Annotated in this window: 24 protein-coding genes; 13 read left to right on the top strand and 11 right to left on the bottom strand. The window is 40.1% G+C overall.

Annotation, left to right across the window (positions count from 1 at the left end):
- Nucleotides 1-2: 2 nt before the first annotated feature.
- Complete coding sequence (locus KO529_RS01620) at nucleotides 3-1,115, top strand: endonuclease/exonuclease/phosphatase family protein (RefSeq protein ID WP_215946178.1); 1,113 nt, start codon at nucleotides 3-5, stop codon at nucleotides 1,113-1,115.
- 33 nt (nucleotides 1,116-1,148) lie between these two features.
- Here KO529_RS01620 and KO529_RS01615 read toward each other — a convergent pair whose 3' ends face one another.
- Nucleotides 1,149-1,343: a hypothetical protein gene (locus KO529_RS01615; protein WP_215946177.1), complete on the bottom strand. Its 195-nt coding sequence runs from the start codon at nucleotides 1,341-1,343 to the stop codon at nucleotides 1,149-1,151.
- A gap of 245 nt (nucleotides 1,344-1,588) precedes the next feature.
- Here KO529_RS01615 and KO529_RS01610 point away from each other — a divergent pair, with 245 nt between their 5' ends.
- The 8 genes from KO529_RS01610 to KO529_RS01575 all read left to right on the top strand — a co-directional run bounded on the left by KO529_RS01610 (nucleotide 1,589) and on the right by KO529_RS01575 (nucleotide 7,544).
- The gene (locus KO529_RS01610) at nucleotides 1,589-1,747 is read left to right on the top strand and encodes a hypothetical protein (RefSeq protein WP_215946176.1); all 159 of its coding nucleotides are present in this window, start codon (nucleotides 1,589-1,591) and stop codon (nucleotides 1,745-1,747) included.
- On the top strand, nucleotides 1,744-2,082 hold the full coding sequence (locus KO529_RS01605; RefSeq protein ID WP_215946175.1) for a single-stranded DNA-binding protein: 339 nt from the start codon (nucleotides 1,744-1,746) through the stop codon (nucleotides 2,080-2,082). The genes KO529_RS01610 and KO529_RS01605 overlap by 4 nt, the downstream gene beginning before the upstream one ends.
- A 98-nt stretch (nucleotides 2,083-2,180) precedes the next feature.
- Complete coding sequence (locus tag KO529_RS01600; protein WP_215946174.1) at nucleotides 2,181-2,561, top strand: DUF6876 family protein; 381 nt, start codon at nucleotides 2,181-2,183, stop codon at nucleotides 2,559-2,561.
- Between the two features lie 380 nt (nucleotides 2,562-2,941).
- Entirely contained in the window at nucleotides 2,942-3,496 is a 555-nt protein-coding gene (locus KO529_RS01595; RefSeq protein ID WP_215946173.1) for a BfmA/BtgA family mobilization protein, read from the top strand.
- A gap of 4 nt (nucleotides 3,497-3,500) precedes the next feature.
- Entirely contained in the window at nucleotides 3,501-4,526 is a 1,026-nt protein-coding gene (gene mobB / locus KO529_RS01590) for a MobB family relaxase (RefSeq protein WP_215946172.1), read from the top strand.
- A gap of 50 nt (nucleotides 4,527-4,576) precedes the next feature.
- Complete coding sequence (locus tag KO529_RS01585; RefSeq protein WP_215946171.1) at nucleotides 4,577-6,163, top strand: type IV secretory system conjugative DNA transfer family protein; 1,587 nt, start codon at nucleotides 4,577-4,579, stop codon at nucleotides 6,161-6,163.
- Between the two features lie 243 nt (nucleotides 6,164-6,406).
- Nucleotides 6,407-6,745, top strand: coding sequence for a DUF6922 domain-containing protein (locus tag KO529_RS01580; protein ID WP_215946170.1), 339 nt, complete (start codon nucleotides 6,407-6,409; stop codon nucleotides 6,743-6,745).
- Nucleotides 6,738-7,544 (top strand): nucleotidyl transferase AbiEii/AbiGii toxin family protein, encoded by an 807-nt coding sequence (locus tag KO529_RS01575; RefSeq protein WP_215946169.1) that lies wholly within the window; start codon nucleotides 6,738-6,740, stop codon nucleotides 7,542-7,544. Before KO529_RS01580 ends, KO529_RS01575 begins: the two co-directional genes overlap by 8 nt.
- A gap of 200 nt (nucleotides 7,545-7,744) precedes the next feature.
- Here the strand turns inward: KO529_RS01575 and KO529_RS01570 are convergent, their stop codons facing one another.
- The 8 genes from KO529_RS01570 to KO529_RS01535 all read right to left on the bottom strand — a co-directional run bounded on the left by KO529_RS01570 (nucleotide 7,745) and on the right by KO529_RS01535 (nucleotide 14,617).
- Nucleotides 7,745-8,566, bottom strand: coding sequence for a DUF4138 domain-containing protein (locus tag KO529_RS01570; protein WP_215946168.1), 822 nt, complete (start codon nucleotides 8,564-8,566; stop codon nucleotides 7,745-7,747).
- A gap of 12 nt (nucleotides 8,567-8,578) precedes the next feature.
- Nucleotides 8,579-9,511 carry a conjugative transposon protein TraM gene (traM, locus tag KO529_RS01565; RefSeq protein ID WP_215946167.1) on the bottom strand — a complete coding sequence of 311 codons (933 nt, stop codon included), beginning with the start codon at nucleotides 9,509-9,511 and terminating at the stop codon, nucleotides 8,579-8,581.
- Complete coding sequence (locus tag KO529_RS01560; protein ID WP_215946166.1) at nucleotides 9,501-10,115, bottom strand: conjugal transfer protein TraK; 615 nt, start codon at nucleotides 10,113-10,115, stop codon at nucleotides 9,501-9,503. The genes traM and KO529_RS01560 overlap by 11 nt, the downstream gene beginning before the upstream one ends.
- Before the next feature lie 30 nt (nucleotides 10,116-10,145).
- The gene (locus KO529_RS01555; RefSeq protein WP_215946165.1) at nucleotides 10,146-10,988 is read right to left on the bottom strand and encodes a hypothetical protein; all 843 of its coding nucleotides are present in this window, start codon (nucleotides 10,986-10,988) and stop codon (nucleotides 10,146-10,148) included.
- A gap of 3 nt (nucleotides 10,989-10,991) precedes the next feature.
- Nucleotides 10,992-11,552, bottom strand: coding sequence for a conjugal transfer protein (locus KO529_RS01550; protein ID WP_252734278.1), 561 nt, complete (start codon nucleotides 11,550-11,552; stop codon nucleotides 10,992-10,994).
- A 92-nt stretch (nucleotides 11,553-11,644) separates the two neighbouring features.
- Nucleotides 11,645-14,059 (bottom strand): TraG family conjugative transposon ATPase, encoded by a 2,415-nt coding sequence (locus KO529_RS01545; protein WP_215946164.1) that lies wholly within the window; start codon nucleotides 14,057-14,059, stop codon nucleotides 11,645-11,647.
- Nucleotides 14,046-14,330, bottom strand: coding sequence for a hypothetical protein (locus tag KO529_RS01540; RefSeq protein WP_215946163.1), 285 nt, complete (start codon nucleotides 14,328-14,330; stop codon nucleotides 14,046-14,048). The genes KO529_RS01545 and KO529_RS01540 overlap by 14 nt, the downstream gene beginning before the upstream one ends.
- Complete coding sequence (locus KO529_RS01535; RefSeq protein ID WP_142190931.1) at nucleotides 14,330-14,617, bottom strand: hypothetical protein; 288 nt, start codon at nucleotides 14,615-14,617, stop codon at nucleotides 14,330-14,332. The genes KO529_RS01540 and KO529_RS01535 overlap by 1 nt, the downstream gene beginning before the upstream one ends.
- A gap of 202 nt (nucleotides 14,618-14,819) precedes the next feature.
- On the opposite strand from KO529_RS01535, the gene KO529_RS01530 reads away from it, so the two are divergent.
- A complete protein-coding gene (locus tag KO529_RS01530; protein WP_215946162.1) occupies nucleotides 14,820-15,473 on the top strand; it encodes an N-acetylmuramoyl-L-alanine amidase family protein in 654 nt (217 codons plus the stop codon).
- A gap of 406 nt (nucleotides 15,474-15,879) precedes the next feature.
- Here the strand turns inward: KO529_RS01530 and KO529_RS01525 are convergent, their stop codons facing one another.
- Nucleotides 15,880-16,512, bottom strand: a complete 633-nt coding sequence (locus KO529_RS01525; protein WP_215946161.1) for a TetR/AcrR family transcriptional regulator — start codon at nucleotides 16,510-16,512, stop codon at nucleotides 15,880-15,882.
- Nucleotides 16,513-16,610: 98 nt separating this feature from the next.
- Nucleotides 16,611-17,888, bottom strand: coding sequence for an aminotransferase class I/II-fold pyridoxal phosphate-dependent enzyme (locus KO529_RS01520; RefSeq protein ID WP_215946160.1), 1,278 nt, complete (start codon nucleotides 17,886-17,888; stop codon nucleotides 16,611-16,613).
- A 1,057-nt stretch (nucleotides 17,889-18,945) separates the two neighbouring features.
- Between KO529_RS01520 and KO529_RS01515 the strand changes: the two genes are divergently transcribed.
- The 3 genes from KO529_RS01515 (at nucleotide 18,946) to KO529_RS01505 (ending at nucleotide 23,457) form a co-directional block, all read left to right on the top strand.
- A complete protein-coding gene (locus tag KO529_RS01515; RefSeq protein WP_215946159.1) occupies nucleotides 18,946-20,142 on the top strand; it encodes a DUF4221 family protein in 1,197 nt (398 codons plus the stop codon).
- A gap of 11 nt (nucleotides 20,143-20,153) precedes the next feature.
- Nucleotides 20,154-20,633 (top strand): hypothetical protein, encoded by a 480-nt coding sequence (locus tag KO529_RS01510; RefSeq protein ID WP_215946158.1) that lies wholly within the window; start codon nucleotides 20,154-20,156, stop codon nucleotides 20,631-20,633.
- 547 nt (nucleotides 20,634-21,180) lie between these two features.
- Nucleotides 21,181-23,457, top strand: a complete 2,277-nt coding sequence (locus KO529_RS01505) for a hypothetical protein (RefSeq protein WP_215946157.1) — start codon at nucleotides 21,181-21,183, stop codon at nucleotides 23,455-23,457.
- Nucleotides 23,458-23,492: the final 35 nt, after the last annotated feature.

Here is a 23,492-nt window from a genome sequence, read left to right as displayed (position 1 = left end):
ATATGAAAATCGCAACCTTCAACATCGAAAATGTATATCATCGGGACAAAAGCCTTATGCGGCCCAAGCTGAACAAATGTGTCTCCGATTGGGTATCGGAACTGGACGGCCTAATGCACAGAATCCAGAAAAACGCCCATGATATTGACCGTATCAGGGAGCTCACTTTTTTATTGGGATTTGAAAAGACCGACCATAGGCCCTATGGGGTCCTGAGAAAAAGACAAGGGGAACTCTTTCTAAAACCGCATGGATCTGCACATGAGCCCAAAGCCTCACGACTAACGGATTGGAATGGATGGGTGGCCCTGCAGACCGTCGCCATTCCCTATAATGCGACCCTCAACAAGGCCAGGCTCATTGCAGATACGGATGCGGATGTCCTTGTCCTACAAGAAGTCGAGGATAGGGCCTCTTTGATGGCTTTTAACCATGGACTCTTAAAGGAATTTGATGTGGAACCCTATGATCAGGTCCTGCATTTGGAAGGGAACGATGGCCATGGTCGGGGAATGGCTATCATGGCGAAAAACGGTTACCGATTGGATACCCTAAAAAGCCATGGATTGGAACCGACCGACGGACAGGATCCTATTTTTGAGGTAGATTGTCTGGAATATGCCATTATAGCTCCGAAAGGCCGATCGGTTCATATCCTTTCCGCACAGTTTACCTCGGATAAGGACAACAAAAGAAAAGTTCAGGCACGAAAGGTAGCCGATATCTATGGTCAAATGAAAGCTTCGGGAAAGCAAATGATCATGGTTTGTGGAACCCTGAACGATGTGTCCTATAGCGATTGCCTGACCCCCCTACTTAGGGAGACCGATCTATCGGATGTGTCGAGACATCCCGGTTGCAGTGTGGAAAGGGATTTGGGCAAAGGTGCGGGATATTTTAGATTGGGGGCCTACCGCATGGGAGTGAATATCAGGCAAAAGGATTATATGCTTCTTTCCCCGGAAATGAAGGGGAGGCTGACCGTCTGCGGGCTTGATCGTAAAGGGATGTGGCCAGAAGGGAATTCACGATGGGAAACCTATCCAGGCCTGAAAAGTAGGATCCATGCGGCCAGTACACATCCTTTGATCTGGGGGGAGTTCAAGAATATTTGAAGGAAGCGGATGGCTTTTTATCCCAGAGTTTAACTAGTTCAAGGTATTGGTGCCTGCCACCCTCGGCACATTGCCACTACATTCCATTTCTGGCAATAAGCCTTGGGGAGGGTCTTGGACACGAGCAAGGGTTTTACGGTCCGTCCTGCACACCCTCAGCTCCCTGCCCATAAAACCCTTGCTCAAGTCCGCTTGGCCGACTGCCCGAGTGGAATTCCGTTTATGCATTTTGTGCCGTTCCAAAGGCGGTGGAATTCTTTCATGGGCCGTTTACGATCTACCGCCATTCGAGCCCCCGGACCTTTTTTAGTTAGCGAAAAAACAACATTCTCCCTTGTCCGACGGCATAAACCAGTCACGCCTATGGCGCGATCTTATTTATACGTCTTTCCAAGTTCGAATGTTGTGTGGGATCTGGCATTAAAAAAGGTAACGTGAGAGCTCTATGGGAAGTAAATCAAAAACAGGAAATCATGAAATCGAATCCAGATCCTAAAAATGAAACGGCACAAAAGTATCAAAAAGGCCTGCCTGCCGCAGGCAAGGAAAACGTTCGAGATATAATAAGTAAATCATTTAAATCCATTATTAACCGTCCACTGGAAGGTGGACATAATCCTTTTCAATTATGAGCAAATTTAGAAACCATGTACAACTGATCGGGAACATCGGGGACGACCCGACGATTACGAATCTTGAAAGTGGCAAAAAAGTGGCCAAATTTCAATTGGCGACCAATGAGCGCTACAAAAACGCCAATGGGGAGAAAGTCCAGAATACGGACTGGCATACCATTGTGGCCTGGGGCAAAACCGCTGAAATCGTAGAGAAGTATGTCGTCAAGGGCAAGGAGGTGGGAATCTCAGGGAAATTGAAGACCCGAAACTATGAAACCAAAGAGGGTGCCACACGCTATGTGACCGAAGTGGTCATAGATGAAATCCTGTTACTTGGAAGCAGTTCCTAAATGGATACCCTTTCAAGATGAGGGAAAAAACAAAGAGGGCGTTCCCGAAATTCAACGCCCTCTTATTGCTTTCAATATTAATCCTAACGATAACTAATATGAACTTCAAAACTATACAAATAAAGGAACGGTTACAATATTTTAACGGTTCGTTAGTACTTTATCAACTCCCGTTGATCAAGACAAAATTTACGGAAGGTATAAAATACCTTGCCGAGGCCGCCAACAGCTTTTGGTTGGTGACGGATACCTCCGTTATCGCCAAAAGTTTATTGGACAAAAGCCGATTCATCAGCATCGATTTTAAAAAATTCACCGAGGAGGAAAAGGACAAGATGGGATATGAGGCCAAAATTGATTACAGTGATGGAAATGGGCTCGTCTTTGAGACCCAGAAATATCATTTGACCGACTTTCCGCTGGACGAACTAAGATTGTACTTTGTGGACGATACCCTGATGCTCCCCAGTGAATATTGAATTGAATAAAGGGCGGGCCGATGCTGGTACCGCCTTTTTTTTAATTATTGATTTTCATTATCCTCACCATTTTTCCAAATCCATTGGAAATTCCTCAAAATTCAACTTTAAAATTTCTTAAAATTTTCCATCCCTTACCAGATTGTGCCCCAGTGGACTACATTGGGCCTTAAGGCGTAAATTTTTCGCCGGCGCGCAAAAAGGAATAGCAAGAGGACAACACGCGTTGCGGCGTTGTATAGGTTGGTTTTTATTGAAGCCCTTTGTTTAAAGGCTTTCGGAGAGCTTATGCTTTTTAATACAAATGGGCCATTGGGTCAAATGCGTTGGAAATCACTAAAAATATTGATAAAAAATGACCCAATATGAATTTTTAAGGGATGGACCATTTTTATACGATACGATTTAGAAGGAATACCGCACAGCGGTTCAAACGGTTTTCGAAGAAAGTTGCCACCTCCTATTCGGAGTCGATGGAGATGATGATTGATTTTTTTGAATGGCACGGTTTTTTGCCTTCGGACAAATTTGAAAAGAGTGTTGGCAAGGAAGTTTTAAAGAATAGAAAAAGGACGGAAGCGGCAATTGCCATTATCCGGGATATCGAAAAAAACCAGACCAAACCCACCACGGCCATGTTGGAGCTCCTGTTCGAACACTCGCCCCAAAAGAAACAGGGGCAGGCCCCCTTGCTTATGGCTGGTAAAGAGGTCGATCCAGATAGGGATAGGTTCCTTAAAAAGGTGGAGGAGGCCATCGCCATGGAAAAGAATTACACCAATATAAAACGGGATTTTGGAGAATTAAGAACCGATTTTTTGAACCTTCTTAACAGGGTAGAATTGGTAAAGGGCAGCTTCGGAAAGCCCAGGTTACAATTGGATATGGCCCCGGAGGAATTTCAAAAACTTAAGATAAAAATGGAAAAGCAATAGGATTATGTACATCAGTATCACCAAACAACATCTGGATACCACTTTTTCGCAGAGCTGCTCGGATTATGTAGCTTATTTGGAAAAAGAGAACGAAGGAAAACAGCCTGAACTACAGGAACAATTTTTTGATCAGCACAACGACAGGATCGCCCCGGAACAGGTCGTCAAAGAAATTGATGGCAACACTGCCAAATTGAAAAAACAGGAACCCAAATTCTTTGCCCTGACCATCAACCCCAGTCAGCGGGAACTGAAGCATATAAACAATGATCCAAATCTTTTAAAGCAATACGTACGCGAGGTCATGAAGGATTATGCGGCTTCCTTTCATCGCGATACCCCGGTGTCCGTGGACATTATCAAATATTATGCGAAGATTGAATATGAGCGCACATTTAAAGGTTTTGACAGGGAAGTCAAGGTGAACCAGGAATATCGGGCCAAGATCACCAAATTGGAAAATGAAATCCGTATGGTGGACCGTGGTGAGATTTCTGGTAATGTTAAGGCCATGAGAATGGAAATAGACAGGCTCCATGCCCAAATCCCACACCGGATCGATGGAGAAGTGGTGACGCAGGGTATGAAAAAGCAGGGACTGCAGACCCATGTCCATATTATAGTAAGCAGAAAGGATGTTACCAATAGATATAGTCTTTCCCCTGGCAGCAAATACAGGGAATCCGAATCTACCCTGAATGGCAGGACGGTAAAGCGGGGATTTAATCGCGACCAATTTTATGAAAAGGCAGAAAAGAGGTTCGACACCTTATTTAGTTACCAACGAAATTATGTGGAATCCTATAGTGCGCGTAAGGCCTTTGTCCAGGATCCCAAAATCTATTTTGCACATCTACTGGGATTGCCTACCAACGAAAGGAGCGCGGCCTTTAAACTAATGGGTGCCGCTGGAGTGCACGTTCCCAAATTGAATATTCCTACGAACAAGGTGGAAGCTGCCCTGCAGGCGATTAAACAATTTAAAAAGGCTATTGATATTGCCAAATCCTCCAGTTCCATCGGTATGTAGGAATTCTAGAAAGGAGCAGAAGTTCATATCAGTAATCCAAATTGAAAGTTATGGTACTTATTACAATAGGAATCTATGGGTTGGCGATGGCAGCGTTTTATCTGTCCTATGCACACTATAAGTACGCCTTTGTCCCAAATATTATGCTCCTGATTCTCTTGGGAGCAGTGCTCCACTACCTGCATGATCGGCAGGTTTTTGCCATTGTCTTGCTGTGGTGGTTGTTGCCTTTTCAAGTAATCAATTTGGGACTTTTTATAAGCTTCAATTACAATATAGGGATTCCAAATATTTCGGAAATCTTTAGGGTCCGGTTCAATCTTTTGAACGGTAGCCTGGTCCTTCGGAATATCCGAAGGGGTGCCTCCATCATCGGTTCGGCCGGCAGTGGCAAGACCGAAAGTGTGGTCTATGGTTTTCTAAAACATTTTGGCCAATATCGATTTTCCGGGGTCATCCATGATTACAAGGATTTTGAGATTACAGAAATGGCCTATCCTCTTTTCGGCAAGGCCGATATGCCTTTTCATATTATCTCCTTTGACGATATCCATAGCCGGGTGAATCCCATTGCGCCCAGGTACATGACGGACGAAGAAAGTGTCAACGAGGTTTCCAGAGTGCTTTTGGAAAACCTATTGGAGCAACGTGAATCCATAGCTATGGGTTCATCCAAATTCTTCAATGATGCCGTGGAAGGACTGTTGGGCGGGTTGATCTGGAAATTGAAGACAAGCCATGGGGAGTATTGCACCCTGCCACATCTGATTGCTACCTATCTGTACCTGGATACCCAAAACCTGATACATTTTCTGAGTTCCGATTATACCGCTAAGGCCATGGCCGATGCCTTTATTTCTGGGAAGGATTCCGAACGACAGACCGCCGGAGTGATGGGTACCCTGGCCAATGCCCTTAAAAAAATCAGTACACAACGCATCTTTATGACGCTTTCGGCCGATGAAGTGCCCTTGGATATCAATAACCCCGAACACCCATCCGTAGTTTCCATCGTGAACAATCCCAAATTTGAAACCGCCTATTCGCCGGTAATAGCCACCATAATGCATACCATTACAAAACAAATGGGAATTCGGGGCCGCCAGCCTTCCTTTGTTCTTATGGAAGAGGCACCTACCATTCGTTTGCTCAATATGCACCGGATTCCGGCTACATTGAGAAGTTATGATATTGCCACCATATACGTGCTCCAGGACAAGGTCCAGAACGATATGATGTACGGAGATAAGGCCAGTAGGGCCATTTTAGGTAATCTATCCTATCAGTTTTTTGGAAAGGCCAATGATCCCGATACGGCCCGATATTACGAACGCTTTTTTGAAATAGTGAAACGCCCTACCAAAAGTGTGAGCAAGGGGGAGAATACTCTAAATTTTGATACCAGGATCACCAAAGGGGAGCGGGAGGTAAGCAAGATCCGGGCGGAGGAATTCTTTAGGCTGAAAGAAGGGGAATTTATTGCCTTTGCTGATGGTAAGGATAAAAAAGTACGCTTTCCAAAGCCTGATATTGTCAAATGTCTACCGGACCCTAAATTCCGAATCGGGGATGGCGCCATAAAGGCAAACTTTGAGCAGATCCATTTGGACGTTAGGAAATTTTTGACTTTAAAATAGAAACTGCAGTTTCTTGATGACCAATTGTAGTAAAGATAAAATGGGAGGCAGGACATTCTTGACAAAATGACTATAATATTTACTAATGTCATTGAGATCTTTAAATTTTCAACCTGTAATTGTGGTAGGGCTATAAAATTTATTAAAAATTGGAACGTTATTTGATTATAGTTTACTGAGCCATAAGTTGTTAATGTACTAGCGATATTATAAGTTGTCAACAAAATTTAATACATTTGTATTATGATAAGCCTCTTTAAAATATTAAAAGGTAATAAGTCATTAGGGCATAATCTTTCTGACATTTTTCCTCGTGAAATGTTTTGGGATATGAACATGGATGATTTGTCCTTGGAAAAGGATAGTGATTTGATTATCCAAAGGGTTTTATCTAGGAGCATGCACAATTCTGAGTATTTGGAGAAATTGGAAAAACTTTATTCCAATAGCGAAATTAGTGCGATTGCATTACAAAGTTCAGAGATTCGAGGTAATGAGGATATTGAATTTATTGCCGAACGATATCAATTAAAACCTGAACAGTTCAAAAAATACATTTCCAACTTATCTTTGTATGCATAAAACAGGAGTTTCTGAATTGCTTTATGGAGTAATTCAAAAACTTATGAATCATGAATTATTTGATAAATTCCTGCTTGGTGGAGGGACCAACTTGGCCATAAAGTACAATCATAGGGTCTCAACGGACATTGATTTGTTTTCAACAGAAATAGTAGGCACCGACCATCTCTCTGAGATTTGTCATTTCTTGGAAAATGAATTTGGCAAAGAAAACACCATCATAAACAAAAAAAATTTTGGATCTGAACAGCTATCGCATTTGGAAATCTTCTTGAAAAAAGAAGTTATCAAGATTGATATCATCCAAAATCTGAAATTACTGCACGAACCATGTGTTATTGATGGAATAAGACTCATAAGCGATCATGACATAGGAGCACTTAAACTTTTGGCAGCTGCTGACAGAGGTAATCAAAAGGATTTTTATGACCTTTACCTTTTAACCGAAAAAAACTCATTGGGTTTTTACTACGGTATGCTAAGGAAAAGACAGGATACTTTCAATAAGATAGGGGATAGAACCATTTTTGATATCCAAAATGGTAGGCCACTTGAAGATTTAAAAAAGGATGCCACATGTCTTGGCGATTTCTCAAAAGCTGGCGATAGGAGTAATTCAGGTAATAGGGTAATACTCACGGAAGAATCGACCATAAAATTTGATTGGCCCGTTTTAAGGAATAAATGGTTGAAAAAGGTTCAGGAATTTGCCCAAGAGGAAGGACTACAATTCAGACGCACCGATTCAAAAAGAAAGCCCAAAAGCTTTTTTGGTAAGTTTCGATTTTCAAGAGGTTAATTGAGAGGTTTGGTTTCAAATTAACAAATTCCTTTTAAAATCATTAATTTGACACTCTTTGTACGGTAAGGATTTACTGATAATCAGTAGTGCATATAAAATATAATTTTTGTCTAAAGCCACGGTTGGACGAAAGTCTCCTTTCACTGAACTGTAACCTCATTAGGCGTTAGGTTTTATTGCATTTAAATTCAGGTAGATTATCTCAATTTCAAAATTAGATCCCTATCCCCATTCAACTCTTCCAGTTTCACCAATAGCCTCTCACGTGCTCCCAGAGTAAATTTGGGATACACACTTATAAACTCTACTGTCTGGTCCTTGAGAACCACTGTTGGGGTTTGGAATTGATAGATAGGAGAGAGTAACAGTGCCTGATAGGATGATTTACGCTTATTGTTGCCGTTCACTTTGTAGAGATTCAAAGAATCTATCTCAAAATCGATCTGGGAATTGTTCTCAATTTCAAAGACCACGTAGACCTCATTGAGATAATAGATACTTTTTGTCATGCGGATCGTAACCCCATCCTTATATTTTATTTGGTTAAAAGGCCTGGGATTTCGGAGCAATTGGGCGCAGAGTTTTGGATAGTCCAAAGGCTTATCATTGGTAGGGACAGTATCCGAGTCGGCCAAGGACAATTTTACCTGGGGAACCATGGAGGGACCGGTCCTTTCATGGCCAATACGGTCGGAGATATCAATGAAGTAATTCAGCTTTTCAAGCTTCTGGGAATACCGGAGCAGAAAGGAATATACGCTGCCATTCTCTGTAACCACCAATAAATTACTGTTTTCCCCGGGGGTGGCCTGAAGGAGTCCAAAAAACTGTGCCCTTTCCCTATTGAAGCTAAAGGCGTAATTAAGGGAACCGGTAATCCCTTGCCTAATAGGATTCGGAAAGAAGAGGGATACCGTCATTTGTTCATTGGCAAATATGGTGTCGAGGACTTTCCCATTCTGTGCTTTTACCGTGGCCATTATGATTAGTAGACCCATCATGCTTATCAATTTTTTCATAGGTGTATAAATTTATTGCCCCTCTGGAGCCTTTAAAATGAGTTTGTAATTGTTGAGTATGGCCACTTTGGTTCTTCTATGGCCCCGTTGAAAGACTTTTTTGATACCGCTTACCTGTGGAACCCCTGCGATATTGATATCGTCCAGGACATCATCGACCACCTCGTTGGCAACTTCCCCCCTTATACTGTTCTCCACATAAATGCCCTCCAGTCCATCCTGGAGGTCGAAAGCTTTCATCTTAACAGGAATATGGTCTATATTGTCAATCTTGAGGAGTGTCCTGTTCGGCTTAAAATTGACGATGCCGTAGACCAAGGTATTTTTGGGAATCATTGTGTTGCCCAGTTGTATTTCTTGAAGTAGGCGCATTCGCAAACGGCTGTTGGCCCTTACCACTTGATTGCCGTCCACTTCTACCAAAACCACCTGGGGATCTGGAGCAAAGGATATTGATTGGGATTTTGGATCTGCAGCAAAAAAGAGCTGGTGTTCCAATGCCAGTTCCTTGGTAGTATGGGATTCTTCAACTTCCTCTTTGATAGTATCCTTCGCAACTGGTACAACTGGTTTTGCTTTTTTTGCCTCCGCATTCCGGTATCTACCTTGCGAATAATCGATCCGGCCTTGGCTATAGATGCTGTCCACGATGCGTTGTTTATCCCTGTCCATAAAATCGGGATCATATAAACCTGTGGAATCCAGCAACCTTTCATCGTAAATACTGGGTGCATTTTTTACCCGTTCTTCTGGAATATTGTCAACAGCCTCCAGTTTGGAGCGGTACTCCTTTTGCTGCTCTTCTAATTCCGGCACTGCGGTCTTATCCAGTGATTCTCCGGATTCACCCCCTTTGTCCATGACCAACATGGCATATCCCACAATGAACAGTACAATGACCAGGATTACCGAACCGAATACGATCTTGTTCCTTTCAATTTTCATTCTGTACCTTTTTTAAAGAGTTCTCGAAATAGTCGGTGATCAAAAGACCATGGGTGTTCTTGGGAAAGTTCCTGTCCACATGGATCAAATTACCGGAGGTCACCAGTTCGTAGGTATCGGTTACCTGGCCCCGATTGATCTGGAACAGGGTAGTGGTACGAAAGGTATAGGGCTCTTGGGAGATCTCTATCTCGGATTCGATCCGGAGTACCTTCTGCACCAGGGAATACTGCAATAAGCGGTTATATATCCCGTCCGATTTTTTTTGCCTGTACAGGGCATCCACCGAACTGTTGCCCAACCAAAGCGCCTTTTCCAAGTTCTTTTCGTAGTTGCTCGGGTCTATATGGTAGAAGTAAGTGTGGAACAGTTCCAAATGTGACAGGACTTCCACGCCCAGATTTTCTTTTTGGGAGACCAATTTTAAGGGTATCACGTCCCCATCGGTATTGACCATAAAAACTTTGTCGACGGTTTCCCTGTGCAGTTTTAACATGGACAAGATGGCTACGACGCAGGTCACCATGGTGCCTATGACCATTGACCAAACTATGAACCGATTTTGGTCAAGGACTTTGTAGATATTTTTATAAGGTGTTTTCATTATTGCGTTTTAATGGTTTTTAGTGAAGACCTATATACCGCTGAACAGTTTCAAAGTAAAAGAGATGGCACGCCGGTACAATTTGAATTTCAGGAACACTATAAATCCTATGGACCCCAATTGTATCAAGGGCGCAAAGAATAGGCTCCCCCAGTCCGTTCCGAACAGGTCGGACCAAAAGTTGGTGTTCACCTCGGTATATAGCAAGTTGATAAATACATTGACCAAGAAAAATGCAGGGACCACCATATATACCCCCGCATAGAGCTTAAAAAAGTTATAGGCCATAGACCTGAACTTTTCAAAAACGGCCAAACTGATGACCAATGGAAAAAAGGCCTGCATGATCCCCAACAGAAAGAAACGTTCCGCCAAGAACAAGGGATAGATGAACAGGTCCATCAACCATAGGAAAAGGCCGATAATGAAGGCCAAGATTTTAAGGCCGAACAAGGGGGTCACCAAAGCCTCGTACAATAGGGCCATAGCTTTTTTTGCCGCTTCGATCGCCCCTACGTCCCGTTCAATGTCTATTTCCTGCATCTGCAAGGGGAGTAGGGCAGGAGCCGTGTCCCTATATTGGGACTCGATGGCCACCAAAATAGCATCGAAGACTCCCAACACCTGGGTGGAAAAAATGACTATGATCACTACCACAAAATTCTTGGCCAGTTCGGCAGGGGTCAGCCCCCAGGTATAGCCTTCATTGTTGGCCACACCTTCATTGTACTTTTTCAGGATATTGATCAAAAAGAACAATACCGCAAGGGTCTTCATTCCAGTAATGGTGTACTGGGAGAAATCACTGTTCTTGATGGTCTGGAAAACAGTGTCCACATATTCCAATCCTATGCTTAAGGCTATCCCTGTCATATATCAATAGTTGGCCTTCCTGCCGTTGATAACGGCCTGCATTTCCCTAAAGGCAATGATTTCCCGATAGCGCCTTGTCTTGGATTCGATCTCGGCCACCATTTCCTTGGACTGCACTTCCTTTTCCTTGAGTATCGCTGCCCGTTCGGCATCGGTCATCCTAAGGTTGTCGCTGGACAGCACTTCCTCTATGTAATCCATGCCCGTCAAGGAGTTTTCGATGATGTCGTTGAACGAATCCGAGATACGGGCAACTTCATCGGGCTTGATATAGGGAGAGCTGAAGATCTCCCTCAGATCGTCCTGTACGATGTCGAACAAGCGTTGGTTGCTATCGGCCAGTTCCTTTACGGCCTTCAATTGTTTGATTACATCGTTGACCTTGTCCACGTTTTCCTTTTGTTGTTTTAGGAATTTGACGGTCTTCAATAATTGCGAGGTCTGTTTGCCCGATTCCAGAAGGGATTTCATAAACGAGATGAAATTGGTGTTGTCATATACCGGTATTCCCTGGGCCGTGGCACGGCCAGGCATTAATATGGCCATGGTCAGGGTAATGACCATGGTAAGCACGCTTTTCCTAAGGGTTTGTTTTCCATTTGGTTTGCCCATGGCAAAATTATTGCCGAAGTGTTCGTGAATTTTTTTTGAAATTTTCATACGTTCTTGTTTTTTGGGTTAATAAATTCTTTTATGGCCTTTTCCATATCGTTGGTCTTTTCATAAATGGCCATTATGGCTTCATTTTCCTCACCATCCGTGAGATATGCCGCAAATACTTCAGGGGGTACCTCCAACCTATATATGTTGCTTTCCTTCCCTATCTTGATGAACATTTCCGTGTACTTGTGCGGACCGGTGAGGTTATTCTTGATGGATTTCAATTGATTTAGGTCATGGTTGGAGAGGTTAAGACGGTTCTTCAGTTCCCCATATCCCTTTTCGTTGTTCAGACTATAAACGACTTGGGTATTCTCTAGGATGCTGGCCGAAGTGGAATTGTTGGGCAATTGGTTGATGGATTGCAGGATGATCCCTATGGCCCCGTTCTGTTTTCGAATGGCCTGATAGTAGAATTCCACACTCTCCAATACATTGTCGAACTTGAGCTGTTTGGCAAATTCATCAAAAAGGATGATGCCCTTTTCCGCTCGATTTTTCCAGATTGTTCTTTGGATGGCAGACTTGATCAGTTTGAGCATCACCGAAAGGATTTCCTTATTGTCCTTTACCTCGTCCAGTTCAAAAACGATCAATCTCTTGTCCTCTAACTTAAAAGTCTGATCCTCACTGACCTCGAACAGGAAGCTGTACAGCCCATTGCCAACGTATTCGGACATGATGTGAAGGAAGCCGGGGATATTGAAGTAATCGGCCTGTATTTTAAGCTGATCCAACAAGCTGTTTTGATGCTCCTCTATGAAACGATAGAAACTGTCCAGGGAATGGTTCTCCCCGACCATCTGATAATAATACAACAGTATCTTTTTGATGGAGACCGATTGGGCCTTGGTGACCTTCAGCTCGGAGGCCAACAATTCAAAAAGGAAGACCGACAAATCTTCCAATCGCTCAGGAGTTAGATCTTCGGGCTCATGAACGTAAAATGGATTGATGCCCAGGTTCTTCCCACTCTCATATCTCAGTACGGTATATTGTTCGGGATAAAGCTTTGCAAACTTGGTGTAGGACCCTCCAAGGTCGATAATGACCAACCGGACGCCGGCCTCAAAGTATTGGCGGAGTATATTGTTGGCCAGGAAGGATTTGCCCTCGCCCGTAGGGGCGAAAATGGCAAAATTCCGTGCTTTGATGCGCTTTTTACTTTCATCCCAGACATCCTTTAATACGGGAATGTTGTGTTCCCGGTCGTTGAAAATAATCCCTGTAGCATCCGATCTGTAGTTGCTGTTATTGATATACAGGCACAAAGCATGTTTCAGGTCGGTCACATAAAGATCCCCGTCCGAAAAATTGGGGGAGAAACAGAAATAACTATTTAGGATATAATTTTTTCGTTCCTCCCCCCTGGGGTAATAGGGGACAATGTCCAGTTCCTTGAACTCGGTCCTTATCTTTGAACCGATTTTGGTAAGTCCCTTGACCTCGGGATGCCAATAGATAACATTGAGATGGCCACGGATGATGCGCGAGCTGTCATCGCTATTGATCTGGTCCAGGATCTGTTGGACTTTTGCAAGTGTTACTTTGTTCTGGGAGCCAAAATTGGAACTTTTGTTCAGTTCTTCGATCTTCTTGTCCAACAGCTTACGCCATTTATGTTTATCGTCCAGGTAGATGATCTGGTTTACGATATGATTTTCGTGCAGAGTGAGCCCAATCCCATCGATAAACCCTTGGTGGAATACAAAATCGTCCGAAGTGAATTTCTCGTTGGTCTTACTGCTCTGGACATGTTCCCCGAAGCAGAGTTCGCTGTTAATGGCCAACACATCAAAGAGATTCTCCCCGATGGATATCTTGGATCGGTCCAAAAGAATATCGGTATCAAAATCCTCATTGAACCCATTGAAATAATTGTCGGTAAGGTTGAGGATTTCCTTTTCGTACAAAGGAACAAACTGCATTTTTCGACTGTTGTTGATATAGGAAACCGAGTCGTTTACGGAGTCCATGAAACTTTTGACCTGATCGTCCAGTCCCTGGGGAATCCCTTGGGGTACTTTACGAAAGGGGTTTACATATTTTGCGTTGTTCAAGGTTTTGTTCTTGGTAAGGATGAAAAACAGAAAGCAGCTATGTTCCATATACTCCCGACCTTTAAAATGGTCATGGGTGGCCTTGGCCAAAAAAGTTTTATTGGGCAGGTTTTCAGCAGTGTATTGCTTCTTTAGATAAACATCCTGTTTGTGTATCACACATCCGACGGGCAAGGATTTGATGGCCTGGAACCAGCTGCCATGGATATCTTCAAAATCCTTCTCGGAAAGGGAGTGGATTTCTGGTAACAACCCTTTATAGCAAAGTACAATATTGCCATTATTGGCAAAGACGATATTGTCCCGAATATCCGCAATGGGATGGTGTGCCGAAAGATTAATCTTGTCCATAGGATAGTAATGATGTTTTCTTATTGCTGATAATTTTGGGGAATACTCTCCAAAGGGCAAAGGTCTGGGGGTTGTTCATAATCCTGATCAGGGCTATATAAAGAGCGGCATTGAATACAGATACTCCTATAATCATAGCAAGACTGAAGGAGAATATAATGACCATCAAAGAGCCTAAGACACAGATCATCTGTAGGGCAAAAAAGGAGATGGACAGGCCGAAAATCATGGCCTGTTTTCTAATGTTGCGATATACCTCGAATTTTCGCATTAGACCACAATTCCTATTAGGTAAGTAAAGATGCCCACTACGGCACCTGCGATAAGGACAAAGACCAGTACTCTGGTGATACCCTTTTTAAGATCTGAATTTTCTCCAAAGAAATGTCCAGCGTTGAATAGGAATCCGATGAGGAAAATGATTCCTAGGATAATGGGAAAGATGGTCCTGATGGTATCCGAAACATCGTTGACAGAGTCTTCGATTCCCCCAATTTGGGCAAAGGATGGTACCGTTGTCATAAGTAAGAGAAAAAGAGTTTTAATTGGTTTATTCATGACTGTTCGTTTTTTATGCTCCCCAACTAATGTTGGAAAGACCGATTGATGAATTATTCGTTGAGGAATTTCCAAAGGATCAAGGGAATCGATCGGGATCGAATAAATTTTAACAGCTGAAAGCGTTAAAATTTTACGTATTGGAGATAATCTGGGGAAAACGATGAAAATTGTGCAACACGCACTTTAAAATTCGGAAAGAATGAAGCCTTATTGGATAATTTGCCTTTGGACAGGGATTACGTTGGTATACACTCCCTTGTATGCCCAAGAGAACAAACGCCCAATTATAGTCCTGGATCCCGGACATGGGGGAGTGGATTCAGGGGCCATTGGAGTGAATGGCATAATGGAAAAGGATATTGTTCTAGAAGTGGCAATGGAAGCGATACGTTTGAATAGGGAGCTGTTTGGAAACCGTCTTGATATCTATTTGACCAGATATAGGGATACTTTAATTTCTTTGAACGATAGGACCAGGTTGGTCAAGGTTTTGAAGCCTGATGTTTTTATTTCCATTCATTGCAATCAGGCAGAGCGGAAGGCGGCACAAGGAATTGAGGTTTATGTGCAGCAACCCAAGTCTAACACGAATTCATACCTTCGATCCAGATCCAAAACCTTGGCAGAAGTAATCCTGTCTGAATTCGATCAGGCTTTAGGATTTAAAATTAGGGGCATGAAATACTCGAACTTTCAGGTTCTCAGGGAAACCCAAAATATCTGTCCAGGGGTACTGTTAGAATTGGGTTTCTTGTCCAATTGGGAGGAGGCGGAGCATAGTTGGAGGAAGGAGAGTGTTAGGGGGTATGGGATGGTTATATTGCAGGGAATAATGGCTAAAGAAAATTATTAAGACTTCAGAGCAAGGGATAAAATAAAAGCATCGTATTTTTAATATTTATATAACACATAAAGTGGATTGACCAAGATTTGAAATAAATCCCATGACCAAAAAAAGGCAGTTAAGTGAAGTTGGAAAATCCTAAGAAACAAAGTGCACAGAGGCGGAGAGTGTTTTCGGAAATATCAAGTATAATATGGAATTCAAATGAGCTTTTAATGGGCATCTGAGATATCAAGCCCAAAACATAATTAGTGACAATGGCACCACCTAAAGGTTTTTAGATGATATCTTCTTATTCCTACCAAACATTGATCGAACTCAAACTTTATTGTCTTTGTATGAAAACATGTTCATAGGTTACATCGCGATTGGATTTTGTCATACTAATTCTATCTAATTAATAGAGCTTCATGAATTAATTATTATAAGTTTTATCCAGGATTAAACTAACTGCATTTTTAATCCTTTTCATACCTTCTGGTTCATCAATGTCAATTTCACAGAATGTAGTGTCCGTTGATTGGGAGTGAAGTACCATATAATAAATTCCAGCCACTAAAAGAGCAGTTACGGCTCTTACATCTATGTCTTTGTTGTTCAGTTCTTTATCTGTCAGTTCAAATACTTTGGTGCCTAAATGTTCCCTTTCTTGACAAACCTCGTACATAATTTTTGATTTTGTACTGATTTCCCATAAAATGAGTTTTTGCATTTCAGGATTATTGTAAAAATTATCAATTTGATTCTGCAATAAATAATTAATTATTTCTTTGGTATCCCTACCCTCAGTAATTGCAATCATCTCATCGGTTTTTGAAGCAGCGGTAGACCAAAAATCCCTATCCCTAACATAGGTTTCAATCAAATCGTCCACTGAATCAAAATACATAGTAATAAGCCGTCGGCTTAAGCCGGCAGCTTTTGCAATATTCGTTGCGGTCAAGCCAGTGTAACCTTTGACTTTGAGAATCTTGCCAACAGCATTTATTAGTTTCTGTTTTGAACGTTCCTTATTATTGATTTTTCCTTGGTATATTTTCCTCCCCATAGAATGCCATTTTCAATATTGGGAATAAAAATAGAACTTTTTGTGAAGTGCTGCAAAATGGAGCCTGAATTTAGATATTAATATCCAGTTAAAAAATGTTAATGGACTAGAGAAATATTTAATTTTTGGTTAACATAGTCAAACGCATTTAAGGCCTTGTCTAGATGCTCTTTGGTATGTGTAGCCATTAAACTAGTACGGATTCTGGCATCTTTACGGGAAACCCCAGGATAAACAATGGCATTGGCGTACACACCTGCCTTAAGCAACAATCGGGCAGCATCTCCAGTTTTATGTGCATCTCCAATTTTTATGGGGATTATTGGTGATTCCGTTGGACCTATGTCCAACCCAATATCTAGTAATCCTTTTTTAAAATAAGCTACGTTTTTTGCAAGTTGATTGCGCCACTCGGGTTCTTCATCAATTAAATTAAGTGCAACGAGTAGCCCATTGGTTGCGGGAGTCGAGGTTGAGGAAAAAACTTGTTGGCGGGATTGAAATTGTAGATAATTGATAACTTCAGGTTTGGAAACGACAAACCCTCCTATATGTCCCAATGCTTTACTTAAAGTACCGGAAATAATGTCAATTTTGTCCAGAAGGTCGAACATTTCAATGGCGCCCCTGCCATTTTTTCCTAATACTCCAATACCGTGTGCATCATCGACCATAAGGAAGGCCCCATATAGCTTGGTAAGGTCATAGATTTCACTCATCTTGGCAAGATCTCCGTCTTGAGAATAAACGCCGTCTATGATAACCAACCGTGTTACATATTTTGACCGGGTGTCGGATAAGGCCCTTTCTAAATAATCAAGATTGTTATGGGGAAATCTTTTAACATTTGTTTCCAATAACCCTTCAAACACACTAGCATGTACGGCCATATCCACAATGGCACAATCGTTGTTTTTTAACATTGCCAGCAATGTAGCACTGTTTGCGGTATAGCCTGTAGTGTAGATTATAGAAGAACTCTTAGCTCTACCAAAAAAAGAGGATAGTTTGTCTTCCAACATAACATGGTAATCATGATGCCCTCCGATCAATGGCGATGCCCCGGCTCCAGTTCCATATTTTTGAATACCTTCAATAGCAGCAGCTTTGACTTTTGGATGTTGAGTAAAATTTAAGTAGTCATTGGAAACAAGGCTTATACAGCTTTGGGGCTTTTCCTGAAATGGAGAGCTTACCAAAATTTCAGGGCCACAACCGTTATGGGTTACAAAACGATAATTCATATGGCCGTGGGTTTCCATATAATCGGTAAATTCTTTGAAGGCCTCCGTCCTTTGAAAAGAGTTTAGGTTGGGAATTTTTTCAAAATCTTTAAAACTGGCTTTATCAAAATTAATATTGTGTAGTACTGGCATAAAATCATAGGATTTTGTGGATAGCTAAATGTAATAAATTTCTCATATGTGGGATAATTTTATTCTATAAAAAAGATTTTTTGTTAAAAAAACATGAAAACTCAATGATTATGGGTCCGTGTAGCTAATGTTGATTGAAATAGCAATGTTTTTAATAAAACTTCCCAATATTGGGAATATTTTATTATGTTTGTAGGAAATGGCTCCATTTTGATCGGTAATTGGTTGTATATATGGTTATTACTATTTAAAAAATAAATTATGCCAAGTATATCACGCATCCCTAACTAAAAAGGTGAAAATTGTGAATTCCACGGGATGGGTTGTTATATTTTTAGTGCAGATAATCATTGTATTTTATAAAACAAATGTTACAAGAACTGGAACATAAAGGAGTTTTTTAGAAGTAATACTGACCATTAATAGAGTTCTACATAAAGAAAAAAGTGAAATCGGATAAAAAAAGGTTTTTTGAGCAACCTTTAAGACTTTCTTCAGTCGATTTGTGAAATATAAGATGAAAAATGGGGAGGTCATCACCTTCCCAAGAGGTGTGTAATCAAAACAATGTTCAACTATAAAAGTCATATGCCTATGTAAATACAAGGAGATTAAGGGATGTTTTTTGCGATGCCAATTATTAAGTGTAAAAGGCATGGTATTTTTGCAAAGGTGGTGCCTCCCTAAAGACCTTTGCACCTTCACTCATAATAATCAAAAGACTTTGTTCTTTTGTAATATTTTAAATTCAAATGCGATGAAAAAAATAATTGGAATTATAGGAGTTATGGCACTATCTATTGGTATGTTCATGAGTAGCAATACTGTTGGTGCACTAAGTAGCAATCTAGACTTAAATTCTTTGTTAAGTATTAATCCTGCAGAAGCATGCCCTGAATCGCAAGCCAGTTCGGCTAATGCAGTGTGTACTATTTCAGATCGGTGCAGATATGATACATCGGCAAGGGAATGCCACCTATAGTGAATAATCTATTAACTTTCAATTAGCAAGGCCAACTATGAATTGGCCTTGCTAAATTTAATATTATAATCGATAATGGCGAAAACAATATACTCAATATTAATACTTTCAACGGTTCTTTCATGTACGTCTAATCTGCCTGAAATAAAAAACCCTAAGAAGGGAAGTTTAAATAGTTCCATGGAATTGTTTGTAACAAGTGTAAAAAAATTTCCTTTAGATTCAAATACTGCCCCTAAACCCCAGTACTTAGAAATTTTTATAGACTCCACAGGTAGAAGAAAATTTACTTTTATAAACAGCTTTGATAATGCCATTTATATTTATGATTATGAAAGCTCTGAGTATGAGAATATACTAAAATTCGAAAAGCACGGTCCCAATGCAGTTCCTTATCCAACGGGATATCACATAAAAAGTATGGATTCCATATATATAGCAGACTATCAAACTATGGAACTAATCTTAGCTAATAACAAATCCGAAATTTTAAATAAATACTCACTGATAGGAGATAAGGATTTTAAGGAATTTCCTGAAGTATTAGTAAATAATTGTCAATATTTTCCTGAAACGTCAACGCCCTTCATTGAAATGGAAACTACTTTATTGCTTCCCGGATTTTATATAGGAATTATACCTGATCCTTTATTAGACAAGATAAAGTTTATGGCTCAAATAGAATATGAAACAGGTAAGATCGAGCATAATGGTTTATATCCGAGTAAATTATATGGTTCTAATTTTACTTGGGGCGACCCAATATTTACCAAAGTATATCCACAATTGGATATTGATCAAAATAGAATGATTTATAGCTTTCCAGTGTCTCATAATCTTTATATTCAAGCTTTAGGCGATGAAACTTATAAGGAGGTATATGGTGGAAGTAATTTTGCTGGTACAATTCGGCCACTAAAGGGGAATCCTAAATCGATTCCTAGACAAGAGTCAATACGACATGTAATTGATCAAGATTTATATTCAGCTTTGTTATATGATAAATATAGGGAGGTCTATTATCGATTTTTACGTAAAGCTGTTCCAGACGCAACAGTACACACAAAGATTAAGGATAAGCCAATAGCCATTATAGTGATGGATAAGAATTTTGGTTATTTAGGAGAAACTGTGATAGGGAATAGCTATGAATGGAATTGGGATAATAGTTTCGTGACCGAGGAAGGTCTAAACATTGAATATCTGGATGAAGGTGATATTGAAGAAGTGTATATGACGTTTAAAATATTTGAACCAAAAGTAATTAAGTAAAGTATTTTGAAATGAAATTGAAATTTAAAAAAATGATTGTTTTATTTGGGGCAATTTTCTTTGTTCTGGCCTCCTGTCATGAAAAAAATAATAAAATTGAACAAGATTTTTTAAGTGAAGCTATATCTCATATTAATGATAAAACTTCTTATGATTGGGTAGTTATTTTGCCTGGACTTGGATGTACTGGTTGTATTGAAGAGGCTGAATTTTTTATGGGAGAATATCTTGAGAATAAGGAGGTACTTTTTGTACTTACAAAAATTGAGTCGTTAAAGATATTGCAGCGAAAAATTAATAAGCACTTAAAGGATTATCCCAACATTCATTATGATAAACAAGGCAAATTTGTCGTTCCGACAAATAATAGTATTTATCCCTGCATACTGGAAGTAAAAAATAAAAGAATAGTTAGTATAGAATTTTCAACTCCTGATAATCCTTTTGCATTTGAAAAACTTAAAAGTTTTGTAGAAACTAAAGGGCTATAAAATTCTCGAAGGTGAATGTATTAGGTTGGGGGTGTGTTATGTTATTGTTGCAATTAGGCTTAAATCTATGTTATGAGGAATCGTAATTTTTATAGTTGGGTGCTTTTGTTTTAGTCAATCCTTATGAAGATTCGAAGGAACAATTCACATTTGCTTGTGCCTCGTCAATTCATATTTTTCTTACTATTTATTGGGTTGTTTGGTTGAAAATATCTTCATTAACTGCAATCGGTACTTTGTATTCTCCAATTCGCATGGGGATATTGGCGTTTGCTTGTGTTAATGGAAGTGATGACTACGGTCTTCAGTCCGAAAATAGTGCTTGTTGAGCCTCTTATTTATTGTTGTATACCAGAATACATCAATGTTTGTAAGTTTAATAAAAATTAAAAAAAAATATATTAAAAATGAGATTTAGTTTCAGTATCCAACAAAAATTGAAGTATTCTGTCAGTTTAGAAAGCTGATTTTATATAAAATTTTTAGGTAATATGATTGATGTTTTCGAGAATATGGATAATTTATGATTTATTATAGACTGTTATTAATGTTAGGTGCATTAATTTTTGCTGAACAACAAACGTATGGTCAGCAGGAGGATTCTTTGATGAGCAAATTGGCTCTTTCCATAAATAAACTGGCTTCTATGGCCAAAACCAATTCAATTTACCTACAGACTAATAAAGATATATATGAGCATGATGAGGATTTTTGGTTCAAGTCTTGGGTACTTGATAGTCAGGCACATCAAATTAGCACCTTGGATAAAACTCTTTATATTACATTAACCAAAGCGTCCAATGATAGTATTGTTTTTCAGGAAAAATATAAAATAGAAAATGGGACCACGAGCGGACACGTTTATATTGAGAATTCATGGCCAAAGGGAGAATATTGGCTGTCTGCTTATTCGGCACATTCCATTTATGACAATGGCCAGCCTTTTTATGATCGGCGTAAAATTCATATTATTTCCCATATTGGAGATGCTACTGGAAAGGCCTTTCCAAAAAATGATAATCAATCAAACATACGCACTCAGTTCAATGTCTTTCCTGAAGGTGGCCAATTAATTGAGGGATTGAGGAACACAATTGCTTTTAAGGCTGTTTCACCGAATGGTTATCCTGTCAAAATAAAAGGAACACTTTATGAAAGTGGTAAAACGCTTTTACCATTTGAAAGTATTCACGATGGAATGGGAAAATTAAGTTTCGTGCCGCAGGTGAATCAAAAGTATACGATTGGATTAGAAAATCAGCCTGATACCGTTTACATTTTACCAAATCCTAAAAAGCAAGGTATTCGGTTTTATCTTGAAGCACAAACTGAGAATGAATTGGTTTTTAATGTTGCCAAAACGCCTATATCTCTCGAGCAAAAAATTTATTTACGGATACAGACAAGGGGAATGGTCCAATTTATCGCATCAGGGATGCTCAAGGACAGCCTACTAATTAAAATTCCCTTAAAACAGATTCCACAGGGTATAGTTGAGGCAACTTTGTTTGACAATGAACTGAGGCCTCTCGTAGAAAGACTTGTTTATGTCAATTTAGACAAAGGAATGAATATTATTGTCACTGGGCTGGAGAAGTTATATGCCACCAGAAAAATGGTAAAGTTGAAGATAAAGACCACGGACAGTGACAATAATTCAGTGCCGGCTCAGTTGTCTCTTAGTGTATTTGATAAAATTTATGAGAGGCTGGGAAAAAAGAACATTCTGACTCATTATTATTTGTCAACCCAGTTAAAAGGCAATATCCATAATCCTGATTATTATTTTGACAAATCCAACAAGGATCGTTCTGATGCATTGGATTTATTGATGTTGACCCAAGGATGGCGAAAATATACTTGGGACGATGAATCCATTCAAAAACGGGCTGAGGCAAAAAATGTAGTACTTCCAGTCGAAACAGGTACACTTCGCCAACTAAAAATAGGAAAAGATCATCGCCCCCAACGTACCATGGTGTTATTCAACCCTGACAACAATACCAGCCAAATACTTGAATTGGATGATAATGGAACATTCAAATTAGATGAATCTTCCTTCACCATGGGAAGAAGATTGTTCCTAAAACACTTCCCTATAGATAACGATGAATATAGGGTTGATCTGGGCAATACTTTTGATAAAATTAAAATTGCCCTGACTGGTAAAGTAAAGCCATATCCGATATTTGAAAATAAAGATAGTATCCCTCAATTTGATTCTCTAACAACTCCTTGGCAGGAACAGGGTACTATAACCTTGGAAGAGGTAAAGGTAAGTGCTCGGAAGAAGAGTGTATTTAGGGATAAATATCTGGGACAATTGGATAGTTTGGCCAAGTTGGACATCAATACGGATTATGTTTGTATAAGCGGTATTTTAAATTGTGAAATACATGTTAGGGATCCCGACAATCAAAAACCGGTCGAGGGTAAGGTATATCAGTCCTATGTTGGATTTCAATGGAATTCGAATAAAACTGAATATACAATTAGGGGGAGGATAACTCAGAAATACGAGTACCCTATATTTACCGAAGAAGAACTATTGAGGAAAAACAATCTTACCAAGGTTCAGGGATTCTATGGAAAGAAAGAGTTCTATAGTCCTGTTTATGACAAGGAAACGATTAAAGATCCTCTTCCAGACTATCGCAACACCTTGCTTTGGGCCCCATCCATTGTAACCGACGAAAAGGGGGAGGCTACGGTCACTTTTTTCTGTTCTGACCTCAATACCCAATTCATTGGAATTATTGAAGGTGTGGGTGGAGAAGGGCTATTGGGACACCACGATTTTGAATTTTTTGTAAGCAAGAACTAGGGGGGTCGGAAGTTGAGCCAAATCTCCGCTTAAAG

The organism is Arenibacter algicola (assembly GCF_018860365.1).
GTDB lineage: Bacteria > Bacteroidota > Bacteroidia > Flavobacteriales > Flavobacteriaceae > Arenibacter > Arenibacter algicola_B.
This window is presented reverse-complemented; position numbering and strand designations above follow the sequence as displayed.

Coding starts and splice junctions, on each gene's coding strand:
- KO529_RS01505 (WP_215946157.1), top strand. CDS start 21,181: ATGTTAGGTGCATTAATTTTTGCTGAACAACAAACGTATGGTCAGCAG.
- KO529_RS01550 (WP_252734278.1), bottom strand. CDS start 11,552: ATGGTCATTACCCTGACCATGGCCATATTAATGCCTGGCCGTGCCACG.
- KO529_RS01535 (WP_142190931.1), bottom strand. CDS start 14,617: ATGAATAAACCAATTAAAACTCTTTTTCTCTTACTTATGACAACGGTA.
- traM (WP_215946167.1), bottom strand. CDS start 9,511: ATGAAAATTGAAAGGAACAAGATCGTATTCGGTTCGGTAATCCTGGTC.
- KO529_RS01595 (WP_215946173.1), top strand. CDS start 2,942: ATGGACCATTTTTATACGATACGATTTAGAAGGAATACCGCACAGCGG.
- KO529_RS01575 (WP_215946169.1), top strand. CDS start 6,738: ATGCATAAAACAGGAGTTTCTGAATTGCTTTATGGAGTAATTCAAAAA.
- KO529_RS01515 (WP_215946159.1), top strand. CDS start 18,946: ATGGCGAAAACAATATACTCAATATTAATACTTTCAACGGTTCTTTCA.
- KO529_RS01580 (WP_215946170.1), top strand. CDS start 6,407: ATGATAAGCCTCTTTAAAATATTAAAAGGTAATAAGTCATTAGGGCAT.
- KO529_RS01530 (WP_215946162.1), top strand. CDS start 14,820: ATGAAGCCTTATTGGATAATTTGCCTTTGGACAGGGATTACGTTGGTA.
- KO529_RS01615 (WP_215946177.1), bottom strand. CDS start 1,343: ATGCATAAACGGAATTCCACTCGGGCAGTCGGCCAAGCGGACTTGAGC.
- KO529_RS01610 (WP_215946176.1), top strand. CDS start 1,589: ATGAAATCGAATCCAGATCCTAAAAATGAAACGGCACAAAAGTATCAA.
- KO529_RS01620 (WP_215946178.1), top strand. CDS start 3: ATGAAAATCGCAACCTTCAACATCGAAAATGTATATCATCGGGACAAA.
- KO529_RS01600 (WP_215946174.1), top strand. CDS start 2,181: ATGAACTTCAAAACTATACAAATAAAGGAACGGTTACAATATTTTAAC.
- KO529_RS01545 (WP_215946164.1), bottom strand. CDS start 14,059: ATGGACAAGATTAATCTTTCGGCACACCATCCCATTGCGGATATTCGG.
- KO529_RS01560 (WP_215946166.1), bottom strand. CDS start 10,115: ATGAAAACACCTTATAAAAATATCTACAAAGTCCTTGACCAAAATCGG.
- KO529_RS01520 (WP_215946160.1), bottom strand. CDS start 17,888: ATGCCAGTACTACACAATATTAATTTTGATAAAGCCAGTTTTAAAGAT.
- KO529_RS01525 (WP_215946161.1), bottom strand. CDS start 16,512: ATGGGGAGGAAAATATACCAAGGAAAAATCAATAATAAGGAACGTTCA.
- mobB (WP_215946172.1), top strand. CDS start 3,501: ATGTACATCAGTATCACCAAACAACATCTGGATACCACTTTTTCGCAG.
- KO529_RS01510 (WP_215946158.1), top strand. CDS start 20,154: ATGAAATTGAAATTTAAAAAAATGATTGTTTTATTTGGGGCAATTTTC.
- KO529_RS01555 (WP_215946165.1), bottom strand. CDS start 10,988: ATGACAGGGATAGCCTTAAGCATAGGATTGGAATATGTGGACACTGTT.
- KO529_RS01605 (WP_215946175.1), top strand. CDS start 1,744: ATGAGCAAATTTAGAAACCATGTACAACTGATCGGGAACATCGGGGAC.
- KO529_RS01585 (WP_215946171.1), top strand. CDS start 4,577: ATGGTACTTATTACAATAGGAATCTATGGGTTGGCGATGGCAGCGTTT.
- KO529_RS01570 (WP_215946168.1), bottom strand. CDS start 8,566: ATGAAAAAATTGATAAGCATGATGGGTCTACTAATCATAATGGCCACG.
- KO529_RS01540 (WP_215946163.1), bottom strand. CDS start 14,330: ATGCGAAAATTCGAGGTATATCGCAACATTAGAAAACAGGCCATGATT.